Origin of the sequence: Janthinobacterium kochi (genome assembly GCF_051380715.1) — a bacterium.
Classification (GTDB): domain Bacteria; phylum Pseudomonadota; class Gammaproteobacteria; order Burkholderiales; family Burkholderiaceae_D; genus Janthinobacterium.
Map to the genome: position 1 here is coordinate 1 of NZ_JBNYXO010000008.1, position 15844 is coordinate 15844.

Here is a 15844-nt window from a genome sequence, read left to right on the forward strand (position 1 = left end):
TGGGGCGGGAGGCGCCAATATGGCCAGATGGGGAGCGGGGGGAGCAGAAATCTGTTGCACCTCTATCCCGAGAGTGTGGTATCCGGGAATGATGGTTCGGGTGCGGTGGGATATGCCAGAAGAACATACGCATATTGTCAAAGAAAAAATGGTGGAAGTGGAAAAATACGATGAAACAGGAAGTATTTATATCCATTTTTTTCCAAACGACGAAGTTCGGGTTGTGGTTTCAATTTATCCCGGATATAGCACTGCTCATCCGATACGCCACACTGGGAAACCAAAGGATCCCAATTCTTAGACACGGATGGTGGGCTGATCTTTCGCTGCAAAGGCTGCGCGTGTATCGGTTCCTCATGTGAGATCAAGGAAGAGACATCCTGGTTCAATGGAGACGTTTGGATAAGGAGCGGCACCAGCGAGGCTGGCGCCTATGGGGGGATCAGCCGATGAAGGAATCGAATTGCATGTCGAATTCCTGCAGCGCTTTCTGCGCGTTCTGCATCTTCTTGCGGAACTCCGGTCCCCGTTGCAGGGCCAGGCCCACGGCCAGCACGTCGATCACCACCAGGTAGGCCAGGCGGGCGGAAATCGGGGTGTAGGGGTCGGTGTTGAAGACCAGGTCGATCGGGATCAGCACGGTCGCCAGGTCGGCCAGCGGCGTGCCCGATGGGGCCAGCACGACGACGTCGGCGCCGCCGCGGCGCGCCAGTTTCACGGAGCGCACGAGGGCGGGGCTGTTGCCGCGCTGCGAGATGGCCACCAGGCAGTCGCCGCCGCGCAGCAGGGCTGCCGCGATGCTGTGGATGTTCGGATCGCTGTAGGCCACCGTCGGCACGCCCGAGCGGAAGAACTTGTGCTGTGCGTCGGCCGCCACTATGCCGGAGGTGCCCTGGCCATAGAATTCGATCTTGCTGGCGCGCGACAGGATGTCGAGCGCGCGCTGGATCGCTTCCGGGTTCAGGTTGTTGCGCAGGTCGAGCAGGGTGTTGATCGAACGGCTGCAGATTTTATTCACCAGGTCGGCAGCCAGGTCGTCCTGCGCCGGCTGCTCGTTCGCGCCCGGCATGGCCAGGGCCAGGCCCTGGGCCAGCTTCAGCTTGAATTCATGCCAGCCGTCGTAGCCCAGCGTGCGGCAAAAGCGCACCACGGTCGGTTCCGACACCTGCGCGCTTTTCGCCAGCGCCGTGATGTTCTGGCTGACCGTCTGGTTCGGCTGGTCAAGCACGGCCAGCGCGACCTTCTTCTCCGACTTGGAGAGCGAATCGAGCTGGGTGCGGATGGAATCAAGCAGCATCAGGGTAGTCTTCTGGTAGGTGTTCAGGAGTGTAGGGATAACAGGTAAAAGGCCTGCCCATCTGCGGGCAGGCCCTTGTCTTGCCTGTTAATCCTCAGGTAATGCTTCTTCACGCCACTGCAAGCCATCGCGACCGATCAGGGCACTGGCGGCCGCAGGGCCCCAGGTGCCGGCCGTGTACGGAATCGGCGCGCTGTCGTTCTGTTCCCAGTTGTCGAGAATCGGTTCGACCCATTCCCAGGCCGCTTCCAGTTCGTCGCCGCGCATGAACAGGGTCAGTTGGCCGCGCAGGACGTCGAGCAGCAGGCGCTCGTAGGCGTCCATGCGCGGGGTCTTGAACGATTCGCGGAAATCGAGTTCCAGTTCCGCCGGTTTCAAACGCATGCCGTCGCCCGGGGTTTTCGCCATCAAATTCATGCGCAAGCCTTCGTCCGGCTGCAAACGGATCACCAGGCAGTTCGGCTGGAAGCTGGACGTGGGCTGGTTGAAGATCGAGTGCGGAATCTGCTTGAAGCGCACGACGATCTCGGCCAGGCTGTCAGCCATGCGCTTGCCCGTGCGCAGGTAGAACGGCACGCCGGCCCAGCGCCAGGTATCGATTTCCGCCTTCAACGCGACGAAGGTCTCGGTGCGCGAATGCTCGGGCGCGTCCGGTTCGTCGCGATAGCTCGGCACGGTGACGCCATCGACGTGGCCGGCGCGGTATTGGCCGCGCACGATGTTTTGCGCCAAGGTGGTGGGCGTGAATTTTTTCAGCGAGCGCAGCACTTGCAGTTTCTCATCGCGCACGGCATCCGGCGCGATCGAGGTCGGCGGTTCCATGGCGACGATGCACAGCAGTTGCAGCAGATGGTTTTGCAGCATGTCGCGCAGCGCGCCCGAGGTGTCGTAGTAACCCATGCGGTTGCCCACGCCCAGCTTCTCGGCGATGGTGATCTGCACGTCGGAAATCCATTCGCGGCGCCACAGCGGCTCGAACAGAATGTTGCCGAAACGCAGAGCCAGCAAGTTCTGCACGGTTTCCTTGCCCAGGTAATGGTCGATACGGTAGATCTGCGATTCCTGGAAGACCTTGCCCACTTCGGCATTGATCTGCTTGGCGCTGGCCAGGTCGCGGCCCAGCGGCTTTTCCAGCACCACGCGCGAATTCGGCGTCACCAGGCCGTTGTCTTCCAGGTTGTCGCAGATCAGGGCAAACAAGTGCGGCGGCGTGGCCAGGTAGTACACGCGCGTCAGCTCGGCATCGCCGCGCAGCGCTTCGACCAGCGGCGCGTACGTGGCCGCATCGCTGGCGTTGAGCGACACATACACGATGCGCGCGCAGAATTTGCTCCAGGTGGCGGCATTCAGGGTGCTGGCCTTGATATGGGGGCGCGAGTTGGTCTCTACCATCTTCAGGAAGGCATCCTGGCCGCTGTCCTGGCGGCCCACACAGATGATGCGCGCCGTCGGCGGCAAATCGTTCGCGACGTCGCGCGCATACATTGCAGGCAGCAACTTGCGCATTGCTAAATCGCCGCTGCCGCCAAACAGGACCAGGTCAAAATCGGTAAGTGCCATAAGTGAGTGTCGTCGCAAAAGTAAAAGAGCCGGAGCGGGGAGGAGGCCGACCGGAAGTGCCAGTCTGTCGTTACTATATTCGGTGGTGTAAATTTACTACGTAGAACAGGCAATTGCAAGAAATTTTACTACATTCCATTCCCTGGCGTCGCAGTTTTGCCCGGTATGCTTGCCAGCCATGCTGGCAGGGCCATTATATGCCGTTCGTTGGCGCGGGTACGCCGTCACGTTTTGCACAGGACTTTTCAAAGCAACCATGGTTGCCAGGGAAATTTTCGATTCTCTCCATCATCATTTGCGCTGTAGCAACAAGCAAATCAAGAAATGCTGTCAGGATCGCCGTTGGCAGCGTAAAGTAGCCTTGAAGAAAGTAAAAAACCGTATAATCCAAGTTGAAATCGATAGCAACTATTGGTTGTACTACACTGCACCGTTAGCGCCGGCCATGCCCCGAACCCGCCATCCGACGTCCGTGCGACGTGCAGTCCGCACTGCCCGCAGCAGCATGGGTAGGCAGACCTAACTTTACAAGACGGCTCAAGGGGACACAATGAATTCAATGCAGCAAGATGTCGATGAACGCACCAGCCTGACAGGCAATAACAAATTCGAATTGTTCCTGTTCAAGCTGGGCACCAGTGATCACTCGACCAGCCGCGAGCTCTTCGGCATCAACGTGTTCAAAGTCCGTGAAATCATGGAAATGCCGGCCATCACGGCGGTGGCCGGTTCGCACCCCCACATGCTGGGCGTGGTCAATATCCGCGGCCAGATCGTGCCCGTGATCGACTTGCCGATGGCCGTCGGCTGCAAGAGCAGCGGCTTGAAAATTTTGATGGTGACGGAATTTGCCCGCTCGACCCAGGCGTTCGCCGTGGAAGAGGTCGATGAAATCGTGCGCCTGGAATGGAATCAGGTCCTGTCGGCCGAATCGAGCGTCGGTGGCGGTCTCGTCACCAGTATCGCGCGCCTCGATGGCGACACGGACAAGACGCGCCTGGCCCAAGTGCTGGACGTGGAGCAAATCCTGCGCAACGTGCTGCCGTCGGGCGACCCCGACGTGGACCAGAACAGCATCGGCCCGCAAGTGCGCCTGCCTGCCGGCGCCGTGATCCTCGCGGCCGACGATTCCTCGCTGGCCCGCTCGCTGATCGAAAAGGGCCTCGAAGCGATGGGCGTGCCGTTCATCATGACCAAGACGGGCAAGGAAGCGTGGGAACGCCTGCAGGCGATCTCGGCCCAGGCGGCCACCGAAGGCAAGACGGCGAAAGACAAGGTCGCGCTGGTGCTGACCGACCTGGAAATGCCGGAAATGGATGGCTTCACCCTGACGCGCAACATCAAGAACGATGGCCGCTTCGCCAACATCCCCGTGGTGATCCACTCGTCGCTGACGGGCTCGACCAACGAAGACCACGTCAAAGGCGTGGGCGCCGATGGTTATGTGGCCAAGTTTGTGGCGGCCGAACTGGCCGAGACGATACGCAAGGTGCTGGCGCGGTAAGCTGAAGCAACTGTAGGTCGGATTAGCGGCGTACGCCGCGTAATCCGACGCCACCATGGCCAATACTGTTGTCGGATTACGCGGGGCCTTGCCCCGCTAATCCGACCTACGTGAGCGTTAAAAAAGCGCCGGACCCTCGCGGGTGCCGGCGCTTTTTCATGTCTGGCCGTGTTACGCCTGGTACGGCGTTTCCGGCTGGCCCGCCACGTCCACGCGCACGGACAGCACGTGGCCCGTCAACGGGTATTCGGCGATCTCGGCGTTTGACCGGTTGTGGCTGGCGCTGGTGATGTATAGGGTGCGCAGGTCGGGGCCGCCAAAGGTCAGCATGGTGGGGCAGCGCACGGGCACGGTAATTTCGCCCAGCACATGGCCATCGGGGGCGAAGCGTACAATCCTGCCGCCTTCAAACATGGCCGACCAGTAATTACCTTCGCTGTCGACGGCGGCTCCGTCCGGGCGTCCGCCGTAGTCCGCCGCTTTTTTATCGGTGGAGAAGCGCTGGAATGGTTGTGGCGCGGAAATGGCACCCGTGGCCGCGTCGAAATCGTAGCGGTCGATGCGGTGTGTGGTGGTATCCGCGTGGTACATGGTGCGCCCGTCCGGGCTGAATCCCAGGCCGTTCGACACCGTCATGCCGCCGGACCAGACCTTGCGCACTTGTCCCTTTTCCAGCACGAACATTTCCGCCGCATCGGCGCTGCGCGGCTCGAAAATCGTGCCGACCCAGAAGCGGCCGGCTGGATCGACCTTGCCATCGTTAAAACGTGTGGTGGCCATGTCGAACGGCGCCGGGGCGATTTCCGCCAGGCTACCCGTCTTGGTGTCGAGGTGGGCAAAGCCGCTGCGCAAGGCCACGATCAGACCGCCACCGGCGTTGATGGCCAGCGCCGACGGCTCCGTCGGCATGCTCCACTGCTCATGCTTGCCGCTGGCCGGGTGCAAACGGTGCACGGCACAGCCATCGATATCGACCCAGTACAGGGCCGCTTCCTTGCCATGCCACAGCGGGCATTCGCCCACTTGCATGGGCTTGTCGCTGACTACTTTGATTTCGTAAATATTCATAAACCTCAATTCAGTTAGTACGCCGCCTTGGCTGCCTTCGCCAGGGCAATCAAGCCATTGGTGGAGCTGTCGTGGTGGTCGGGACGGGCTTCGCCCGTCAGTTCGGCCTGGATTTTCTTCGCCAGCACCTTGCCCAGTTCCACGCCCCATTGATCAAAACTGTTGACGTTCCACAAGACGCCTTGCACGAAGGTCTTGTGCTCGTACAGCGCGATCAGGGCGCCCAGGGTGGTCGGGGTCAGCTGGTCCATCAAAATGGTGTTGCTGGGGCGGTTGCCGGGGAAGGTCTTGTGCGGCACCAGCGCTTCGATCTCGTTCTCCGGCAAGCCTTGCGCCTGCAGGTCCATGCGCACTTCCTCGCCCGTCTTGCCCGTCATGAAGGCTTCCGACTGGGCGAAGCAGTTCGCCAGCAGGGCGTCGTGGTGGCCAGGCAAATCGTGCGTGGCGCGCAGGGCGGCGATGAAATCGATGGGCGTGATGTCGGTGCCCTGGTGCAGCAGCTGGAAATACGCGTGCTGCGCATTCGTGCCGCAATCGCCCCAGATGACGGGGCCGGTCGGCACGTCGACGAGCACGCCATCCTTGGTGACGCGCTTGCCGTTGCTTTCCATGTCCAGCTGTTGCAAATAGGCGGCAAAGCGGCTCAGGTCCTGGTGGTAGGGCGCGATGGAAACGGAACCGCAGTCGAGGAACTGACGGTTCCAGAAGCCCACCATGGCCAGCACCACGGGCATGTTCTGCTCCAGCGGTGCCTGGCGGAAGTGCTGGTCCATCGCATGTGCGCCGGCGAGGAAATCGCTGAAGTATTCAAAGCCGACCGATAGCGCCACGGCCAGGCCGATCGAGGACCAGACGGAATAGCGGCCGCCGACCCAGTCCCAGAACGGGAACATGTTGTCTGGCGAAATGCCGAAGTCGACGATGGCTTGCGTGTTGGTCGAGACGGCCACAAAATGTTGGGCCAGATCCTTTTCTTCGCCTTCGAGCAGGAACCAGGCGCGCGCCGTGTTGGCGTTGAGCATGGTTTCCGCCGTGACGAAGGTTTTCGAGGCCACGATGAAGAGCGTGGTTTCCGGATCGACTTTGGACAGGGTCGCTTCCATGTCGTGGCCGTCGACGTTGGACACAAAGTGTATTTCCAGGCCCGGGTTGGCGTAGGACCGCAGCGCCAGGCAGGCCATTTTCGGGCCCAGGTCCGAGCCGCCGATGCCGATGTTGACGATGTCGCAAATCGGCTTGCCCGTGTGGCCGAGCCAGCTGCCATTGCGTACCTTGTCCGTAAATGCCTTCACGCGCTGCAGCACATCTTGCACGTCGGCATCGATATCCTGGCCATCGACCACCAGCTTGGTGCCGCGTGGCGCGCGCAAGGCGGTATGCAGAACGGCCCGATGTTCGGTAAGATTGATTTTCTCGCCCGTAAACATCGCTTCGCGCTGCGCTTCCACGCCGCGCTCGCGGGCCAGGTCCATCAGCAGGGCCATGGCGGTGGCGTCGACGCGGTTTTTCGAGTAATCGAGCAGCAGTCCTGCCGCATCGACTGTCATGCTGGAAAAACGCGCGGGGTCAAGAGCGAACAGCTGGCGCAGATGCACTTCGCGCAGGCTGGCGCTATGCGCTTGCAGGGACTGGAAACTGGCGGTGGCGGTGATGGCAGGAGTAGGTACTGGCAGGCGCATGGCGGTCGGCTTGGGTGCTTGTCTCGGTTGAAAGGAGCGCGGCGCGTTCGTGGTGGCGAACAGCGGGTCCGGCGTTGGTATGAGAATAATACATCAGAAAAACGTAATTTCACTACAGTTTGTGCAGGCGCATAGGATTTTCAGCGTTTTTTTTAGCGTTTTTATCCGTGCTGCAATAGATAGGCAAGCAAGACGATTGGATGTGGCACATTGTTGTTTTGCCTTGAAAGGTCGTGGAAAAATGGAATATTTCTGTCACTGGCCACTGCAAGAGTGCTTCTGCGCGACCATTTTGTAGTAAAATTTCACGAAATACTCATTTTTAAGGAAATCCATATGGCGCTGCATCCAGTAGTCGAATCCGTAACAGCGCGCATCATCGCGCGCAGCCGGCCATCGCGCGGCGCCTACCTGGCGCATCTGGATGCGGCGCGCATCCAGGGCGTGCAGCGCGGCGCCCTGTCGTGCACCAACCTGGCGCACGGCTTTGCCGCCTTTCCCGCCAACGACAAGCTGTCGCTGAAAGAATACAAGAAGCCTTCCGTGGCCATCGTTTCCTCGTACAACGACATGCTGTCGGCGCACCAGCCCTTCGACGGCTTCCCGCAGATCATCAAGCAAGCCGTGCGCGAAGTGGGCGCCGTGGCCCAGTTCGCCGGCGGCGTGCCCGCGATGTGCGATGGCGTGACGCAAGGCCAGCCGGGCATGGAATTGTCGCTGTTCTCGCGCGACACCATCGCCATGTCGACGGCCGTGGCGCTGTCGCACAATATGTTCGATGCGGCCCTGTACCTGGGCGTGTGCGACAAGATCGTGCCGGGCCTGTTGATTGGCGCGCTGCACTTCGGCCATTTGCCAGCCGTCTTCGTGCCGGCCGGTCCGATGACGTCGGGCCTGTCGAACCAGGAAAAAGCCAAGGTGCGCCAGCTGTATGCGCAAGGCAAGGCGACGCGCGAAGACTTGCTCGAAGGCGAATCGAAAGCCTACCATGGCGCCGGTACCTGTACTTTTTATGGTACAGCGAACAGCAACCAGATGCTGATGGAAGTGATGGGCCTGCACTTGCCGGGCGCCGCCTTCATCACGCCGAACACGCCACTGCGCGATGCGCTGACCGCCGCCGCCGCCCAGCGTGCCGCCGGCATCACGGCGCAAAGCGCCAATTACTTGCCAGTTGGCCATATCGTCGACGAGAAATGTATCGTCAATGCCGTCGTGGGCTTGCTGGCCACAGGCGGTTCGACCAACCACACCTTGCACCTGGTGGCGATCGCCAAGGCGGCCGGCATCGTCATCGACTGGAACGATTTCAATGAACTGTCGGCCATCGTGCCAATGCTCACGCGCATCTATCCGAACGGCGACGCCGACGTGAACCATTTTCACGCGGCCGGCGGCACCGGTTACCTGATCCGCGAACTGCTGGATGCGGGTTTGCTGCACGAGGACGTCAACACCATCCTGGGCCACGGCTTGCGCGCGCACTGCATGGAACCGTTCCTGGGCGAAGACGGCAAGGTCTTCTGGAAAGATGCACCGGCTATCAGCGCCGATGAAAACGTGCTGCGCCCGGCCTCGAACCCGTTCGCGCCGGACGGCGGCATGGTCCTCGTCGCGGGTAACCTGGGCCGCGCCGTGATGAAGGTCTCGGCCGTCAAGCCGCAGCACCGCACGGTGGAAGCGCCTGCGCTGGTGTTCAATTCGCAGGAAGAGTTCATGACCGCCTACAAGGCTGGCACGCTGGACCGCGACTTCGTCGCCGTGCTGCGCTTCCAGGGTCCGCGCGCCAACGGCATGCCGGAACTGCATGCGCTGACGCCGGCGCTGGCCAACCTGCAGGATGCGGGCCGCCACGTGGCGCTGGTTACCGATGGCCGCATGTCGGGCGCGTCGGGCAAGGTGCCGGCCGCCATCCACGTATCGCCAGAAATCCTCGCCGGCGGCCCCCTGGGCCTGGTGCGCGATGGCGACATCATCCGCCTCGACGCCTTCACCGGCGTGCTCGAAGCGCTGGTGCCGGCCGACGTCTGGCATGCCCGTTCGCTGGTTACGGCCGACCTGTCGCCGAACCACGTCGGCATGGGCCGCGAGCTGTTTTCCATGTTCCGTTCCACCGTCAGCGCGGCGGAAGAGGGTGCCACCACCTTCGGCCTGCCGTCGCCGATTCCCACCACCGTCGCCTTGCACGACGCCGACAATGTCGGTGATACCGTACCGGGTTCCGATGAAGACTTTTTGGCTAGGAAATAAGAGATGACCATGACACTACTGGAAATTATGCGCACATCGAGCGTGATCCCCGTGATTGCGATCGACGATCCTGAACATGCCGTACCGCTGGCGCGCGCGCTGGTGGCGGGCGGCATCCGCGTGCTGGAAGTGACCCTGCGCACCAAGCATGGCCTGGAAGCGATCCGCGCCATGTCGGCCGTGCCGGGCGCCATCGTCGGCGTCGGTACCTTGACCCGGCCCGAGGAATTCGTCCAGGCGCGCGATGCGGGCGCCGTGTTTGGCGTGTCGCCTGGCCTGACGTCGGCCCTGGTGGCGGCGGCGAAAAGCAGCGGCTTGCCGTTGCTGCCAGGCGTGATGACGCCAGGCGAAGTGATGGCGGCGCGCGAAAACGGCTTCCAGCAGCTGAAACTGTTCCCGGCCGTGCCGGCGGGCGGCATCGGCATGCTCAACGCGATTTACGGCCCGCTGCCGGACATCACCTTCTGCCCGACGGGCGGCATCTCGCAAGAGACGGCGTCGCAGTTCCTCGCGTGCAAGAACGTCGCCTGTGTGGGCGGTTCGTGGCTGACGCCGAAGGACGCGATCGCGGCCGGCAACTGGGACCGCATCACGGAAATCGCCAAGGCGGCCAGCGGCCTGCGTTCAGCGTAAGCGGTACTCGCGCGGCAGGCTTCCCGCCGGCCGCGCTTTTTTCACTTACTGCTCATGCGCGTCTTGCGCCGCCCCCTCACCATCGGCGAAACCGCCATGGCCCGCAGCGTCTTTCAGGGCGCCATCGACTACGCGCGCGTGCGCGTCGTGCGCGGCTCCTTTCTACCGTTTGGCTTGCAGGATCAGAACACGGCCATGACGCCGCACGGCAGCCTGTACTTCATGCCGGCCCAGTACCGCGACGACTTTTCCCGCGAAGGCAACAGCGGCAAGCTGTTCTTCATCCACGAGATGGTGCACGTGTGGCAGTACCAGCTCGGCTACAGCGTGCTGCTGCATGGCGTGCTGCTGGCGCTGTGCGGCGGCTACATCCGGCAACGCGCCTACCGCTACGACGCGCAGGCCGGCGGCATCCTGTCCGACTTCAACATGGAACAGCAGGGCGACATCATCGCCCACTACTTCGGCGCGTGCCAGCTGGGTATTCCCGCCTATGTGGCCAAGCTGCCGCAACTGCAAGAGATATTGCAGGGCTTCCTGCTCGACCCTGCCGACCGCCGCTTGCTGCCGCGCTGATGCCGCCGTCACGGTGTCGTGTTCGAGGCCAGGTGTACGTCCGGCGCGCGCTGCGCCGCACATAGGCGTTGGCCGCCGGCAGGGCCCGGTCGGCCTTGACGGCATCGCTGAGCATGCCCGGCAGGATCAGGGTATCGCCTGCCACCGTGACGTGGATTTTTTCGTTCTGCAGCAGTTCGGCCATGCGTGCCTGCAGACTGTCGATGCCGGCGGCCAGGTGGCGTCGTTGCTCTTGTTCCACAGGATTAGGTTGGTGGTGCAGACATTGAACACCCTGCTAAGGCCCAGGACGGGCAGCGCATACATCCTTTTCCCTGCGTTGCTTTTTTACAGCGGCTGTACCATCACCCGGTTGCGCCCGGCGCCCTTGGCCAGGTACAGGGCGCGGTCGGCGGCGCCAATCAGGGCGGAGATGGCCAGCGGCTGTTGCTGGTGCTGCGTGGCGATGCCGATGCTGACCGTGATGTGCTTGACGTCATTGCCCGTCTTGGCATGCGCAATGCGCAGTTCGGCCGCCCGCAGGCGGATCGCCTCGGCCATGCGCAGCGCCTGCGCCGCGTCCGTGTCGGGCAGGATGGCGGCAAATTCCTCGCCGCCATAGCGCGCCAGCAGGTCGGTGGGGCGCTGCAGCATGGCGGCCAGTTCGGCTGCCACGCGTATCAGGCAGTCGTCGCCCTGCTGGTGGCCGTAATGGTCGTTGTAATCCTTGAAATGGTCAATGTCGATCATCAGCAGCGACAGGGGGCTGCCCGTACGCATGGCGCGCCGCATTTCTTTCTCGATCGCCACGTCGAAGTGGCGGCGGTTGGCGATGCCCGTCAAGCCGTCGGAAAAGGTTTGCGAGCGCAAGACCATGGTTTGTTCGCGCAGCAGCTTTTCGCGGCCCACGGCGATGGTGACATCATTGATCTGTATCAGGCAGTGGCGCGGCGAACCGGGCAGATTGATCGGCGTGACGGCGATAGCCTGCTGCATGCGTTCCAGGCCTTCCACCGCGCCAGCGGCCGCGCCATGCGTGTATAGGGCAAACGGCGCCTTGTGCAGCGTTTGCGACAGCAGCGACTGGAAATTGTCGCGCAGGGCCTGGGTGATGGCCGAATCGATGCGCTTGTGGCGCAGTTCCGGATAGACGGCGAAGAAGTCCTGGCCCAGCACGGCGTCGCCCTGGTACGCCGAGTGGCGCGCCATCCAGTGGTTCCACAGCACGATGCGGTGCTGCTCATCGAGCACGATGGCGCCCAGGTTGACGGCACCGAGGATGCTTTCGAGCAGGGCGAGTCGGTGTAAGGCATCCGGCATGATCGTCACGCCTGTCCCAGGACCTTGGCCAGATAGTGGCTGACCTGCTGTTTCAGGTCGTGCAAGGCGGACAGGTCGAGCACGAAGGCGACATAACCATGGATCTGGTGCTTGGACAGCACGAAGTCGATATGCAGCATCAGCACGACGGCCTCGTCATCGTGGCCGCCGAACGAGGACAGGATTTCCGCGCTGGTGCCCACGTGGTACAGGGGCAGCGAGCCATGCAGTTCGCTGTCGAACAGGTTGGCCAGCGTGCCCACGCAGGAGTTGAGGATGATGTTGCCGATTTCGCTCATCGCCTCCTGTTCCATCTCCGTCAGTTCCTGCAGCGGCATGGCGTCGCCCACCATCAGGCGCACGATTTCCAGGCTCTTGTCTTCCGGGAACATCAGGATGGCTTCGGTGGCGAAGGCGCCATCGTAGTGCTGGCTGACGCCGCAGATGCGTTCGCCATCCTTCTTGCTGCCCAGCAGGGCGGCCGCGTCGGCACGGTTCAGGAACGTGATCGACGGCACCGACATGGTCACTTCTTCATTGACGATTTCGCTCATCGCGGCGGCGGCGTGGCCCACCCCGATGTTGAATATCTCTACCAGGGCATCGTTTTCGAGTTCGGAGAGATTGATCATGCTCACAGTCCCAGCGATTCGATCAGCTGATGGATGCGGGTTTCCGTGATGGGTTTTTCCATGAAGCCGACTTTCATCTCGCTGGCGCGGTTGCGGATGGCGTTTTGTACATTCGCCGTGACAAGAATGATGTGCGTTTGCGGACACAGCACACGCAATTGTTCCGCTGCCGCCACGCCGCCCATGCCGGGCATGTTGACATCCAGTAATATCAGGACAGGGTTGACTGTCTTGACTTTTTCCAGGGCTTCTTCACCCGTCGCCGCCTCAATCACTTGCCAGTCGGCATGTTTGCTGAGGATGAACTGATGCGACATCAAACGTGAAACCCGGCTGTCATCGACAACAAGTACCTGTTTACTGTGATTCATGTGCTATTCCTGAAACGTCATATCGGGCTATTGTTCCATTTTCGCATATTTTAAAGGGCATAGAGAGTAATTGGGTGGCGAATTGCCTTGGGGCAAGGTTTCTCCATTTGCCTGTTGTATCAAATCGAATGGGCGGTCATCATGGCCGGCTGGCCGGGCTGGCAATCCGTTAAAATAGCGCCATTCCCCACTTTAGCCTGAATCTCATGACCCAAGACGAATTGAAGCAAGCTGTAGCCCGTGCCGCCATTGATTACGTAGTCGATGGTGAAATCATCGGTGTCGGCACCGGTTCCACCGCCAATTTTTTCATCGATGAACTGGCCAAGATCAAGGACCGCATCAAAGGCACGGTCGCATCGTCCGAAGCGACGTCCGCGCGCCTGGCAGGCCATGGCATTGCCGTCTTCGACTTGAACGACGTCGAGTCGATCGCCGTCTACATCGACGGCGCCGATGAAATCACGGCCAGCGGCGCCATGATCAAGGGCGGCGGTGCAGCATTGACGCGTGAAAAGATCGTTGCTTCCGTAGCGAAACAATTCGTTTGCATCGCCGATGGCTCCAAGCTGGTGGGCACGTTGGGCGCTTTCCCGCTGCCGGTGGAAGTGGTGCCGATGGCCCGCGCCGCCGTATCGCGCCAGCTGGCCGCGCTGGGCGGCACGCCCCGCTTGCGCCTGAAGGCTGGCAGCACGGAAGCCTTCATTACCGACAATGGTGGCGAAATCATCGACGTGCTGGGCTTGCAGATCGCCGATCCGGTGGCGCTGGAACAGCAGATCAACCAGATCGTCGGCGTCATCGCCGTCGGCCTGTTCGCTGTGCGCGGCGCCAATGTTTGCCTGCTGGGCATGCCGGAAGGCGTGCGTACCCTGGCCTACTAAGGTGATAGCCGGCATTCGCCGGCGTCCGCACCTGTCTTACACGGCGGCCCCTTGCGGGCCGCTTGTCATGTGCGCCTGGCGGTACACGGCCACGGTGCGCAGCAGGCCACCGAGGAAGATGCCGCTGAAGCAACCATAGGCGAGGCAGACCGGCACGCTGAAGCTGGGCACATGGGCAGTCGCCGGGGCGATGGACAGGGTCACGGCGACCGCATATTTCATGCAAAAAATACTCATCATCAGGATCAACGGCACCCAGCTGCCGGGACGCTGCACGCTGGCCCGCTCGGGAATGGCGGTTATCTTGCGCGCATCGCTCAGCGTCCAGGCCAGCGCCGCACCGGCCAGGGCGCCAGCGGCCCAGGCGAATGGCGCGATGCCGGCCAAGCCGAAACTGCCGTACATGCCGCTCAGGGACAGGGCCAGCATGACCAGGGGAATGATGCACAGCTTGCGCAAGGTCACTTCACGCGCGCGGCTGGCCAGCACGCCGCGGTACACAAGGAAGGCCAGGATGGCCCAGACGTAGAGGGGAGTGTGGCTGAAGATTTGCTGCAACATGGTGTCCGCCTTGGTGTGAGGTTGTCGATGGACGTACTGTGCCAGCCGGCGGCGTGGGCGGCGAGCAGTGTGCGACGAAACGGGGAGGAGGTACCGTGAAACGGCGGGGCAGGGCGTGAAACGAAGGTAAAACTGCCCGTGACGTGGTCACGGGCAAGCGATAAAACTTATTCCGTTGGTGGAACGTAGCCCATGGCCGCATCGGCGCCATCGCCGAAGAAATGTTTTTCCATTTGCGTGGCCAGGTATTTGCGGGCGCGTGCGTCGGCCAGGTTCAGGCGGTTTTCATTGACCAGCATGGTCTGGTGCTTGAGCCAGGCGGCCCACGCTTCTTTCGACACCGATTCGTAAATCTTCTTGCCCAGTTCGCCCGGGTACGGTGGGAAATCCAGTCCTTCGGCTTCCTTGTTGAGTTTGATGCAGTGGATCGTGCGGGCCATCAGTGCTCCTGAATCAGTGTAGAGATAAAGCGTGATTATAAGGCACTTTGCGCCTGCCCTCGCGGGGCCGTCGCAGCCTGGCGACACGCCGTTTGCCGTGCCCTTGTGCTGGATCAAATTTGATCTGCGCCGCCCCAGCTAGTAAGATGCCTTATCGCGCCAGCCGCTGGCGGCGCCTCTTCCAAGCAAGTAGTAATAATTAACCAATATGGAATCCCTATGACCTCAGTGAAAGTCCATGGCATCGACGTCAGCAATACCGGCAGTTTCGTGCTGTTTGGCGGCATCAACGTGCTCGAATCGCGCGATCTCGCCATGCGCGCTTGCGAAGAATATGTGCGCGTCACGCAAAAACTGGGCATTCCCTATGTGTTCAAGGCCAGCTTCGACAAGGCCAACCGCTCGTCGATCCATTCTTACCGCGGCCCGGGCCTGGAAGAAGGCATGCGCATCTTCCAGGATGTCAAGGCGGCGTTCGGCGTGCCGGTGATTACCGATGTGCATGAGCCATGGCAGGCGCAGCAGGTGGCCGAAGTGGTCGACGTGCTGCAATTGCCCGCCTTCCTGGCGCGCCAGACGGACCTCGTCGTGGCCCTGGCGAAAACGGGTAAAGTCATCAACATCAAGAAGCCGCAATTTTTGAGCCCTGGCCAGATGGCCAATATCGTCGAAAAATTCAAGGAAGCGGGCAACGATCAATTGATCCTGTGCGACCGCGGCACGTGCCTGGGCTACGACAACCTGGTGGTCGACATGCTGGGCTTTGGTGTCATGAAAAAGACGTGCGACGACTTGCCGATCATCTTCGATGTCACGCATGCGCTGCAGCAGCGCGATCCCGGTGGCGCCGCCTCGGGTGGCCGCCGCCAGCAAGTGGCGGACCTGGCCCGCGCCGGCCTGGCGGTCGGCATCGCCGGCTTGTTCCTGGAAGCCCATCCTGACCCCGACAACGCCCGTTGCGACGGCCCCAGCGCTTTGCCGCTGGACCAGCTGGAACCGTTCCTGGCGCAATTGAAGGCGCTGGACGACCTGGTCAAATCGTTTGCGCCATTGAATATCAAATAATGATCTCAATGTAAAAAATCCCGGC

General features: G+C 61.6%; 16 protein-coding genes. 7 read left to right on the forward strand and 9 right to left on the reverse strand.

Features of this window, described 5'->3' with window-relative positions:
* The coding region (locus ACQ4WL_RS17680) for a DUF3304 domain-containing protein (protein WP_436510920.1) at positions 1–301 on the forward strand (301 nt) is incomplete at its 5' end.
* 141 nt (positions 302–442) lie between these two features.
* Here the strand turns inward: ACQ4WL_RS17680 and ACQ4WL_RS17685 are convergent.
* Both ACQ4WL_RS17685 and zwf read right to left on the reverse strand, forming a co-directional pair.
* The gene (locus ACQ4WL_RS17685) at positions 443–1297 is read right to left on the reverse strand and encodes an SIS domain-containing protein (protein ID WP_034750862.1); all 855 of its coding nucleotides are present in this window, start codon (positions 1295–1297) and stop codon (positions 443–445) included.
* A gap of 87 nt (positions 1298–1384) precedes the next feature.
* Positions 1385–2857, reverse strand: coding sequence for a glucose-6-phosphate dehydrogenase (gene zwf / locus ACQ4WL_RS17690; RefSeq protein WP_436510921.1), 1473 nt, complete (start codon positions 2855–2857; stop codon positions 1385–1387).
* A 550-nt stretch (positions 2858–3407) separates the two neighbouring features.
* Here zwf and ACQ4WL_RS17695 point away from each other — a divergent pair.
* Positions 3408–4361 carry a chemotaxis protein gene (locus tag ACQ4WL_RS17695; RefSeq protein WP_436510922.1) on the forward strand — a complete coding sequence of 318 codons (954 nt, stop codon included), beginning with the start codon at positions 3408–3410 and terminating at the stop codon, positions 4359–4361.
* A 171-nt stretch (positions 4362–4532) separates the two neighbouring features.
* On the opposite strand, the gene ACQ4WL_RS17700 is transcribed toward ACQ4WL_RS17695, so the two are convergent.
* Positions 4533–5429, reverse strand: coding sequence for an SMP-30/gluconolactonase/LRE family protein (locus ACQ4WL_RS17700; RefSeq protein ID WP_436510923.1), 897 nt, complete (start codon positions 5427–5429; stop codon positions 4533–4535).
* Positions 5430–5443: 14 nt separating this feature from the next.
* Complete coding sequence (gene pgi, locus ACQ4WL_RS17705; RefSeq protein ID WP_436510924.1) at positions 5444–7108, reverse strand: glucose-6-phosphate isomerase; 1665 nt, start codon at positions 7106–7108, stop codon at positions 5444–5446.
* A 336-nt stretch (positions 7109–7444) separates the two neighbouring features.
* On the opposite strand from pgi, the gene edd reads away from it, so the two are divergent.
* The 3 genes from edd to ACQ4WL_RS17720 all read left to right on the forward strand — a co-directional run bounded on the left by edd (position 7445) and on the right by ACQ4WL_RS17720 (position 10567).
* Positions 7445–9358 (forward strand): phosphogluconate dehydratase, encoded by a 1914-nt coding sequence (gene edd, locus ACQ4WL_RS17710; RefSeq protein WP_436510925.1) that lies wholly within the window; start codon positions 7445–7447, stop codon positions 9356–9358.
* Between the two features lie 3 nt (positions 9359–9361).
* Positions 9362–9991, forward strand: a complete 630-nt coding sequence (gene eda / locus ACQ4WL_RS17715) for a bifunctional 4-hydroxy-2-oxoglutarate aldolase/2-dehydro-3-deoxy-phosphogluconate aldolase (RefSeq protein ID WP_010400696.1) — start codon at positions 9362–9364, stop codon at positions 9989–9991.
* Positions 9992–10054: 63 nt separating this feature from the next.
* Positions 10055–10567: a Rhs element Vgr protein gene (locus tag ACQ4WL_RS17720; RefSeq protein ID WP_436510926.1), complete on the forward strand. Its 513-nt coding sequence runs from the start codon at positions 10055–10057 to the stop codon at positions 10565–10567.
* A gap of 327 nt (positions 10568–10894) precedes the next feature.
* On the opposite strand, the gene ACQ4WL_RS17725 is transcribed toward ACQ4WL_RS17720, so the two are convergent.
* From ACQ4WL_RS17725 to ACQ4WL_RS17735, 3 genes are read right to left on the reverse strand one after another with little or no spacing between them, the layout of a single operon-like run.
* The gene (locus ACQ4WL_RS17725; RefSeq protein ID WP_436510927.1) at positions 10895–11866 is read right to left on the reverse strand and encodes a diguanylate cyclase; all 972 of its coding nucleotides are present in this window, start codon (positions 11864–11866) and stop codon (positions 10895–10897) included.
* Positions 11867–11871: 5 nt separating this feature from the next.
* Positions 11872–12498, reverse strand: coding sequence for a chemotaxis protein CheC (locus ACQ4WL_RS17730; protein WP_436510928.1), 627 nt, complete (start codon positions 12496–12498; stop codon positions 11872–11874).
* Between the two features lie 2 nt (positions 12499–12500).
* Positions 12501–12869: a response regulator gene (locus tag ACQ4WL_RS17735; protein WP_436510929.1), complete on the reverse strand. Its 369-nt coding sequence runs from the start codon at positions 12867–12869 to the stop codon at positions 12501–12503.
* A 206-nt stretch (positions 12870–13075) separates the two neighbouring features.
* Between ACQ4WL_RS17735 and rpiA the strand changes: the two genes are divergently transcribed.
* A complete protein-coding gene (gene rpiA / locus ACQ4WL_RS17740) occupies positions 13076–13753 on the forward strand; it encodes a ribose-5-phosphate isomerase RpiA (protein ID WP_436510930.1) in 678 nt (225 codons plus the stop codon).
* Between the two features lie 36 nt (positions 13754–13789).
* Here rpiA and ACQ4WL_RS17745 read toward each other — a convergent pair whose 3' ends face one another.
* Both ACQ4WL_RS17745 and ACQ4WL_RS17750 read right to left on the reverse strand, forming a co-directional pair.
* A complete protein-coding gene (locus ACQ4WL_RS17745; RefSeq protein WP_436511116.1) occupies positions 13790–14359 on the reverse strand; it encodes a DUF6622 family protein in 570 nt (189 codons plus the stop codon).
* A 122-nt stretch (positions 14360–14481) separates the two neighbouring features.
* Positions 14482–14754: an oxidative damage protection protein gene (locus tag ACQ4WL_RS17750; RefSeq protein ID WP_034750797.1), complete on the reverse strand. Its 273-nt coding sequence runs from the start codon at positions 14752–14754 to the stop codon at positions 14482–14484.
* Positions 14755–14973: 219 nt separating this feature from the next.
* On the opposite strand from ACQ4WL_RS17750, the gene kdsA reads away from it, so the two are divergent.
* Positions 14974–15819, forward strand: a complete 846-nt coding sequence (kdsA, locus tag ACQ4WL_RS17755; protein ID WP_071075913.1) for a 3-deoxy-8-phosphooctulonate synthase — start codon at positions 14974–14976, stop codon at positions 15817–15819.
* Positions 15820–15844 lie beyond the last annotated feature (25 nt).

Excerpts from the sequence above, each read along its gene's own strand:
- ACQ4WL_RS17685 (WP_034750862.1), bottom strand. The coding sequence starts at position 1,297 with ATGCTGCTTGATTCCATCCGCACCCAGCTCGATTCGCTCTCCAAGTCG.
- zwf (WP_436510921.1), bottom strand. The coding sequence starts at position 2,857 with ATGGCACTTACCGATTTTGACCTGGTCCTGTTTGGCGGCAGCGGCGAT.
- ACQ4WL_RS17695 (WP_436510922.1), top strand. The coding sequence starts at position 3,408 with ATGAATTCAATGCAGCAAGATGTCGATGAACGCACCAGCCTGACAGGC.
- ACQ4WL_RS17700 (WP_436510923.1), bottom strand. The coding sequence starts at position 5,429 with ATGAATATTTACGAAATCAAAGTAGTCAGCGACAAGCCCATGCAAGTG.
- pgi (WP_436510924.1), bottom strand. The coding sequence starts at position 7,108 with ATGCGCCTGCCAGTACCTACTCCTGCCATCACCGCCACCGCCAGTTTC.
- edd (WP_436510925.1), top strand. The coding sequence starts at position 7,445 with ATGGCGCTGCATCCAGTAGTCGAATCCGTAACAGCGCGCATCATCGCG.
- eda (WP_010400696.1), top strand. The coding sequence starts at position 9,362 with ATGACCATGACACTACTGGAAATTATGCGCACATCGAGCGTGATCCCC.
- ACQ4WL_RS17725 (WP_436510927.1), bottom strand. The coding sequence starts at position 11,866 with ATGCCGGATGCCTTACACCGACTCGCCCTGCTCGAAAGCATCCTCGGT.
- ACQ4WL_RS17730 (WP_436510928.1), bottom strand. The coding sequence starts at position 12,498 with ATGATCAATCTCTCCGAACTCGAAAACGATGCCCTGGTAGAGATATTC.
- ACQ4WL_RS17735 (WP_436510929.1), bottom strand. The coding sequence starts at position 12,869 with ATGAATCACAGTAAACAGGTACTTGTTGTCGATGACAGCCGGGTTTCA.
- rpiA (WP_436510930.1), top strand. The coding sequence starts at position 13,076 with ATGACCCAAGACGAATTGAAGCAAGCTGTAGCCCGTGCCGCCATTGAT.
- ACQ4WL_RS17750 (WP_034750797.1), bottom strand. The coding sequence starts at position 14,754 with ATGGCCCGCACGATCCACTGCATCAAACTCAACAAGGAAGCCGAAGGA.
- kdsA (WP_071075913.1), top strand. The coding sequence starts at position 14,974 with ATGACCTCAGTGAAAGTCCATGGCATCGACGTCAGCAATACCGGCAGT.